This window comes from uncultured Fretibacterium sp. (assembly GCF_963544685.1).
In the GTDB taxonomy this organism is placed as follows: Bacteria; Synergistota; Synergistia; order Synergistales; family Aminobacteriaceae; genus CAJPSE01.
The window spans coordinates 24,329-31,311 of the sequence record NZ_CAUUGJ010000014.1; the positions used below are offsets into that span (position 1 = coordinate 24,329).

At 66.2% G+C, this 6,983-nt stretch carries 6 protein-coding genes; 5 read left to right on the plus strand and 1 reads right to left on the minus strand.

What is annotated here, in order from left to right:
• Positions 1-8: 8 nt before the first annotated feature.
• A complete protein-coding gene (locus ABLA28_RS02640; protein ID WP_347712386.1) occupies positions 9-1,160 on the minus strand; it encodes a glycosyltransferase in 1,152 nt (383 codons plus the stop codon).
• 350 nt (positions 1,161-1,510) lie between these two features.
• Between ABLA28_RS02640 and ABLA28_RS02645 the strand changes: the two genes are divergently transcribed.
• The 5 genes from ABLA28_RS02645 to ABLA28_RS02665 all read left to right on the plus strand — a co-directional run.
• Entirely contained in the window at positions 1,511-2,227 is a 717-nt protein-coding gene (locus tag ABLA28_RS02645; protein WP_347712391.1) for a Bax inhibitor-1/YccA family protein, read from the plus strand.
• 512 nt (positions 2,228-2,739) lie between these two features.
• On the plus strand, positions 2,740-4,509 hold the full coding sequence (locus ABLA28_RS02650) for a ribonuclease J (protein WP_347712387.1): 1,770 nt from the start codon (positions 2,740-2,742) through the stop codon (positions 4,507-4,509).
• A 72-nt stretch (positions 4,510-4,581) separates the two neighbouring features.
• Positions 4,582-5,400 (plus strand): undecaprenyl-diphosphate phosphatase, encoded by an 819-nt coding sequence (locus ABLA28_RS02655; protein WP_347712388.1) that lies wholly within the window; start codon positions 4,582-4,584, stop codon positions 5,398-5,400.
• 3 nt (positions 5,401-5,403) lie between these two features.
• Entirely contained in the window at positions 5,404-6,006 is a 603-nt protein-coding gene (locus ABLA28_RS02660) for a Maf family protein (protein WP_347712389.1), read from the plus strand.
• A 38-nt stretch (positions 6,007-6,044) separates the two neighbouring features.
• Positions 6,045-6,983, plus strand: a 939-nt coding sequence (locus tag ABLA28_RS02665; protein ID WP_347712390.1) for a DUF5693 family protein, incomplete at its 3' end; no start/stop codon positions are given.

The window sequence follows — 6,983 nt, forward strand, 5'->3', positions numbered from 1 at the left end:
TCCTGTCGTCACGAATTCCGGGTCCGGCCCAGGAGGACGTCCTGCCAGGCGGACACGGAGCGTTCCACGGAGAACCGCTCCGCCGCGGTCTGGAGCGTCTTTCGGGGGAGCGGGGCCCGGAGCGTCCCGCGCATGGCCTCCGCCATCGCCGCCGCGTCGCCGACGGGGACCAGCCGCCCCCATCGCCCCCCCTCCAGAATCTCCCGCGGGCCGCTGGGGCAGTCCGTCGAGACGACGTTGGCGCCGCAGGCCAGTGCCTCCACGAGGACGTTGGCGAACCCCTCGCATCGCGAGGAGAGCACGAGCGCGGCGGCTCTCGCCATCCAAGCGTAGGGGTTCGGCTCGAAGCCCGCGAAGTGAACGTTCTCCGCTATGCCGAGTTCCGACGCCAGGCCCTCGAGACGCCCCCTGTCCGGACCGTCCCCCAGCAGGACGAGCCTTGCCTCCGTGCCCCGGGTAAGCATCCGGAAGGCCCGCAGCAGGTCGTCGTACCCCTTGAGCGGAATCAGGCGTCCGACCGCCAGAAGGACGGGCGCGCTCCCCGGACGCAGCCAGGGATGCCCGACGGGCTCGGCCGCCGCGGCCCTCAGGGAGGCGTCCACGATGGGATTGTACACGACCCGGATTTTCGACGGCGGGACGATGCCGAGTCGCACGAGGTCGTCCGCCGTGCCCCGGGATACGCAGACGCAGCACTCCGCCTGGCGGTAGAGGAACCGGGCGCGCATGCTGCGGCGCCAGCGGTGAAAGGGGGCGTCGTTCGCCATGCGCGCGCCGAAGGTGCTGTGCTCCGAGGCCACCAGGCGGAAGGGAAGGCGCCTCAGGATCCTGCTCCACGCCGCCAGGAGGTTCGTCATGTGGCCGAAGGAGACCACGGTCCCCGGCCCCTCGGTCCGGAGACAGGCGGCCAGCTTCGAGCCGGGGTGGAGCAGGGCGAGGGGCTGGCTGGTGCAGCCCAGCTCGTCCACTCGGACCCTCGGCGAGAGGAGCGGACGGAATGCGCCTCCTCGGCGCAGGACCGCGCAGACGACGTCCATCCCCCTCTCCGCCAGCCCGTTGGCCAAGTTGACGACGACGCGCTGGATGCCCCCGACCTCGAGGTCGGAGCAGAGAAGGACGATCTTCTGCGAGCCCGCCGCGCCCACTCGGGACCCCTCCATGTTCAGCCCTCCCTAGCCCCGGCCTCCCGGGCCGCGGAAAAATTTCTCAGGCAGCCTGCGTCGGCTCCCGTTCGTTCCTTTTATTGTACAGGATGAAGCCGCCCCCGTGCGGACCGGCTTCATCGGGCGCATCTGCCCCTCATGTCTCGGACCGGAGCGTGTCCTGGAATACCATGGGGCGTCCCGACCGCGGGACGCCCCATGGCCGTCTGCGTCATTTCCGCTTGGAGCGCGGGGATTTTCTGGTACAATGAGAGAAACCGCTTGGAAAAAGCATATTACGAAAAGATTTGCGGCGCACATTATTCGGTTGTCGTAGGTATAGGGAAAGGGAGGAGGAATGAATCGTGATGGAGAATATTCGGGACGGCGTCGTCCTGTCCGCTCAGAGCACCCGTATGGAGGTGGTCAACGCTTTCTTCCGCAAGGTGTATCACTGGATGACGGCGGGGCTGATCCTCACGGCGGTGATGGCGCACGTGACCGCATCCAGCGGAACCATGCTGCGGCTGGTCTTCGGTTCGCCTTATGTGCTGTTCGGCCTGATCGGGCTGGAGTTCCTTCTGGTGATCGCCATCTCTGCGGGGATCAACCGTCTGTCGGCGGGGACCGCCTCGGTGCTGTTCGTGATCTACAGTCTGCTGAACGGGATAAACCTTTCCGGCGTCCTGCTGATCTACTCGGGGCAGTCGGTGTTCAGCGCCTTCCTGACGACCGCGGGGATGTTCGGGCTCATGAGCGTCTACGGGCTCTATTCCAAGCGCGATCTCACCGCCTGGAGGAGCTTCCTGACGATGGGGCTGTTCGGCCTGGTCTTGGCCATTCTCATCAACCTCTTCATGAAATCGACGATGGTGGAGTTCGTCACCAGCATCTTCGGCGTCGTGATCTTCCTGGGGCTGACGGCCTGGGACACGCGGAAGCTGCTCCAGATCGGGGGCGAGCTCGACGGCGTGGAGGGCAACGAGGGCGCGCACAAGCTGGCCATCGTCGGCGCCCTGGATCTCTACCTGGACTTTATCAACATCTTTCTGTTTCTCCTGAGGCTTTTCGGCAGGCGCCGCTGATTTTCGGGATCGCCCCCGGCGTCTTTGGACTTGAACTGTCGGGGTGTTCCTTGCGAGGCGGACGTCTTTTGCGATACAATGACACATACCGTGCTGAGGGGCCCCTGTCGGAGGATACGGCGGGGGCCCCTTGGGTGTGCGGATAATTTGAAATCCAGATCATTCGCATGCTGCGTTTAGGCGGAAGGCTTGGGCTCAGCCTGGCTGCTTCGCAACCCTTCGGCTCGACGTACTCCTTTGTACGCCTGCCGGAGCACCTGATGAAGCCCCCGGCGAGGCTGCTAAACGATCGACGCAACTGATGAAGAAACTAAGTGAGCGACATAGCATGCCCCGCCTTTTGGGTGCTTGGGCACAACTCGCGTTGCTCGTTGATGAAGCCCCTGAACGACCCACTCAACTCGTTACACTCGTTGGTGGTATGTTGATCGCCTGCAAACGATCTGGATTCAAAGTAAGATGATATTTTTATGAGGATATTTTATCGATATTTTTGGAGGACAACCTGATCAATGGCTGAAAAAGCTGCAAGGCCGCGGCGCAGGAGCAGGGCTTCCGCCGCAGGCCGCGAGAAGAACGCATCCTTGAAGTTCATCCCCCTGGGCGGCCTGGGGGAGATCGGCAAGAACATGTACGCCGTCGAGTACGGCGACGACATCATCGTGGTCGACTGCGGCCTGATGTTTCCGGACCAGGAGCTGCCGGGGATCGACTACATCGTCCCCGACATCTCCTACCTGGAGGCGAATCGCGAGAAGGTGCTGGGGATCATCATCACCCATGGGCACGAGGACCATACGGGGGCTCTGCCCTTCGTGCTGCCGCGCCTCAACGTCCCGCTCTACGGGACGCGTCTGACGCTGGGGCTGATCGGGAATAAGCTCAAGGAGGATCAGCCCACCCTCAAGACGCGCATGAACGAGGTCAAGGCGGGCGACGTCATTCGGATCGGGCCGTTCAGCGTCCGCTTCATCGCGGTCAGCCACTCCATTCCTGATGCCGTGGCCCTCTCGATCGAGACGCCCCTGGGGCGGATCGTCCACACCGGGGACTTCAAGCTCGACTCCACCCCCATCGACGGGCGCGTGACGGATTACGGGGCGTTCGCGGAGGAGGGGGACAAGGGCGTCCTGCTCCTGGCGTCCGACTCCACCAACGCGGAGCGCAAGGGCTTCACCCCGTCGGAGCGCATCATCAGCGGGACCCTGGAGCAGCTGTACCGCAACTATCGGACCCGGCGCATCATCATCTCCTCGTTCGCCAGCAACGTGCACCGCATCCAGCAGGTCGTGGACGGAGCGATGCGCTTCAACCGCAAGATCGCCTTCCTGGGCCGCAGCATGGTGCGCAACGTGGAACTGGCCCGGGAGCTGGAGTATCTGAAGATCGACAAGAAGATGATGGTGCCGATCGAGGACATCGGCAAGGTGCCCGACAATCAGCTGGTGATCCTGACGACGGGCAGCCAGGGGGAACCCTTCTCCGGGCTCGTCATGATGAGCCGGGGCGAGCATCGGCAGGTCTCCCTGGGGGACCACGACGCCGTGTTCCTGCTGGCCTCCGTCATACCCGGCAACGAGAAGCTGGTAAACAACACGATCAACCGCCTATTCGCCCTGGGCTGCGAGGTCGTTTACGAACAGGACCGGCAGACCCACGTCTCGGGCCACGCCTCGTCCGAGGAGCTGAAGATCATCCTCAACCTGGTGCGTCCCCAGTACTTCGTCCCGATCCATGGGGAGTACCGCCACCTGGTGCGCCATTCCCAGCTCGCGCAGGAGGTGGGGATCCCGGGGCGCAACGTCTTTGTGATGGGGAACGGGGACGTCCTGAGTTTTTCGAATGGGGCGAAGCCCCGCCTGAAGGACCACGTTCAGTCCGGAGCCGTTCTGGTCGACGGAAACGCGGTCGGCGGGCTGAAGAGCACGGTGATGAAGGAGCGCCGGGACCTGGCGGAGGACGGCGTCCTCGTCATCGCCGCGGCGCTCGACTCGCGCGGCGGCCTGATGGCCCCCCTGGCCCTCGAGACCCAGGGCGTCTTCATCTCCGACGACCGCAAGCGGGTCTTCGATGAGATCCGTGCCGCTGCGGAGCGGGTGCTCAAGGAGTTTGCCGGGGCCCCGAACATCGACGCGGAGGCCGTGGCGCGGGGGATAAGGAGCCGGGTCCGGGACGTCCTGAGACGGCGCAGCTCCTCCTATGCCGTGGTGCTGCCGATCGTCTCCATCGCCGGGCGGGAGTCCTCGACCGACGAGACTTGGCTGGAGAAGGAGTTTTTCTAGGCTCAGGCCCCTCCCCCTTTTTAGGGGGCGCGAATTGCAGAGCCAAATTGAGATTCGGAGAGCTGGATGGTCATGCTGAATTTCCGTTGGGAGACTTTTATCCTTGGCGTCGTGCAGGGGCTGTGCGAGTTCCTTCCCGTCAGCAGCTCCGGGCACCTCGCCCTGCTTCAGAACCGCTTCGGGCTGGGGGGAGAGGGGCTGCTGGCCTTCGACCTCCTGCTGCACTGCGCGACGCTGCTCGCCGTCCTGATCTTTTTCCGGCGGGATCTTTGCGTCCTGGCTTCGGGGTGGTTCCGCGGCTGCGTCCGGCGGAGCGCCCGCGGTGAGGAGGGCTGGCGGTACGGGTGGGCGGTCCTCGCGGCCACCGCGGCGACGGGGGCCGCGGCCCTGCCGCTCAAGGGGGCCGTCGAGTCCGCGATGCAGTCTCAGATCGCCGTCGGGAGCGGCCTCCTGGTGACGGCGGGGCTGCTGTTCCTCGTCCCCCTTTTCCCGGAAGGGGAGAGGAGGCCGTATCTCGGAACAGCCCTCCTGGTGGGGCTGGCGCAGGGGCTGTCCGTCTTCCCCGGCGTCTCCCGCTCCGGTACCACGATAGCCGCGGGGCTCTTTCTGGGGCTGGCCGTCGCCGAGGCCTTTCGTTTTTCCTTCCTGATCTCGATCCCCGCCATCCTGGGCGCTTCCCTTTTGGAGGCCATGAAGCTCCGGAAAAGCGGGGGGCTGAGCTCCCTGCCCGAGGGCTGGGTCTGGGCGGCCCTCGCGGCCTTCGTCCTGGGCTGGCTGGCCCTGATCCTGCTGCGCCGGCTCGTGCTCTCCGGCCGGTGGGTCTATTTCGGGTTGTACTGTCTGATCCTGGGGATCTTCGTCATCGTCTCCAGCGTGGGGCTGGGGTTTTAGTCCATGGGGATCGGGAACGGACCTCTCTCCATCCTCCTGGCCTCGGGCAGTCCCAGACGCCGCGCGCTTTTGGCGGACCTCGGCTGGCGTTTCGAGTGGACGGCCCCCAGGGTGGACGAGTCCCCGCTGCCGGGCGAGGCCCCCGAGGCGCTCTGTGAGCGTCTGGCGCGTCTGAAGGCGGAGGCCCCCGAGGTGGGGGAGGGCGTGCTGGTCCTGGCCGCGGATACCATCGTGGTGGTGGATGGGCGGGTCCTGGGGAAGCCCGCGGACCTCGGCGAGAGCCGGAATATGCTGGCCCGCCTGCAGGGACGCCGGCACGAGGTGCTGACCGGGGTCGCGCTGCGGTGGAACGGGCGCACGGCCTCCGCCGTCGAGAGGACGGAGGTGTGCTTCCGTCCCCTGACCCCCGGAGAGGTCGCCGCGTATGCCGCCACCGGCGAGGGGATGGACAAGGCGGGCTCCTACGCCATCCAGGGCCGGGGCGCCCTTTTGGTGAGCGGCATCGATGGGGATTACTTCAACGTCGTCGGGCTCCCCCTCTGTCGTCTCGGAATGCTGCTGGAATCCGTGGGGCTGAGCCTGGAACGCCTGTGGTCCGGGCTCTGAGCGGAGGATCATTTTTGTTTTTGCGGAGGTGCTGGGGCTTGAGGTTATCCTGTCGTCTTTTTGCGGGGATGGTGGCCGCCGTGATCCTGGGGTGCGCCGGGTGGGGGCTTCTGCCGCGTTGGCGTCTGGAGCGCGGGGACAGGGACGTCGCGATCATCGCGGATTTCAGGGATATCGTTCCTCTGGCCCTCGGGGCCGGGGTGTCCGTCGACGGGGCGCTTGCCCTTCTGAAGGAAAAGGGGCTGCGCGGGCTTATGGTCAGCGAGCTGACGGGCGAGGACACGGCCAACGGGGTCGGTCCCGTCGCCGCAGCGGCGGTGCATGGCGGCGGAAACGGCGCGGCGCTGACGCGCCTTTCCGTCCAGGAGGGCTTCCCTCAGGCCGGCAGGGCCGGGGAGTGGCTGAGGCTCAAGGCGGTGGGGGAGGGCGCGGAGGGCGGCGATGTCCTTCTCCCCGTCCCGCTCATCATGCTGCGGACCGTGGGGATCCTTCCGGATATATCCGGGCTCGAGGCCGGAGTGCGGTCGGGGCTGCCCCTCTATTACAGGCCGGCGCCCTCCCTGGGGTGGCAGACGAAAGGGGCGGCCAGGCTGCTGGGCGAGGTCCTGGACGCCTATCCCATCGCCGCCGTCACCCCCTTGGGGGAGAGCGTCACGGGGTATCCCGACGTGGGGCCCATCGCCGCCGAGCCGAAGAAACGAGGGGTTCCCGTGGCCGCGGTCGAATTCTCGCGGCAGCTTGGGGCGGTGCAGCTGAACAACCTGAGCTTTCCCTCGCTCCTGACCCTGCACAGCGTCACGAACGAGGAGCTTGTCGCGCGCAGCATCGGCCGTCAGGCCCTGCTGGAGCGGCTGGTTCGGGCGGCCGCGGAGCGCTCCGTTCGGCTCCTGGTTTTGCGGTCGGCCCCCTTGGGGCATTCGGCCTCGACCCTGGACGCCTACGCCGGGGAGGTCGCCGCCCTGGCCGCGCAGCTGCGC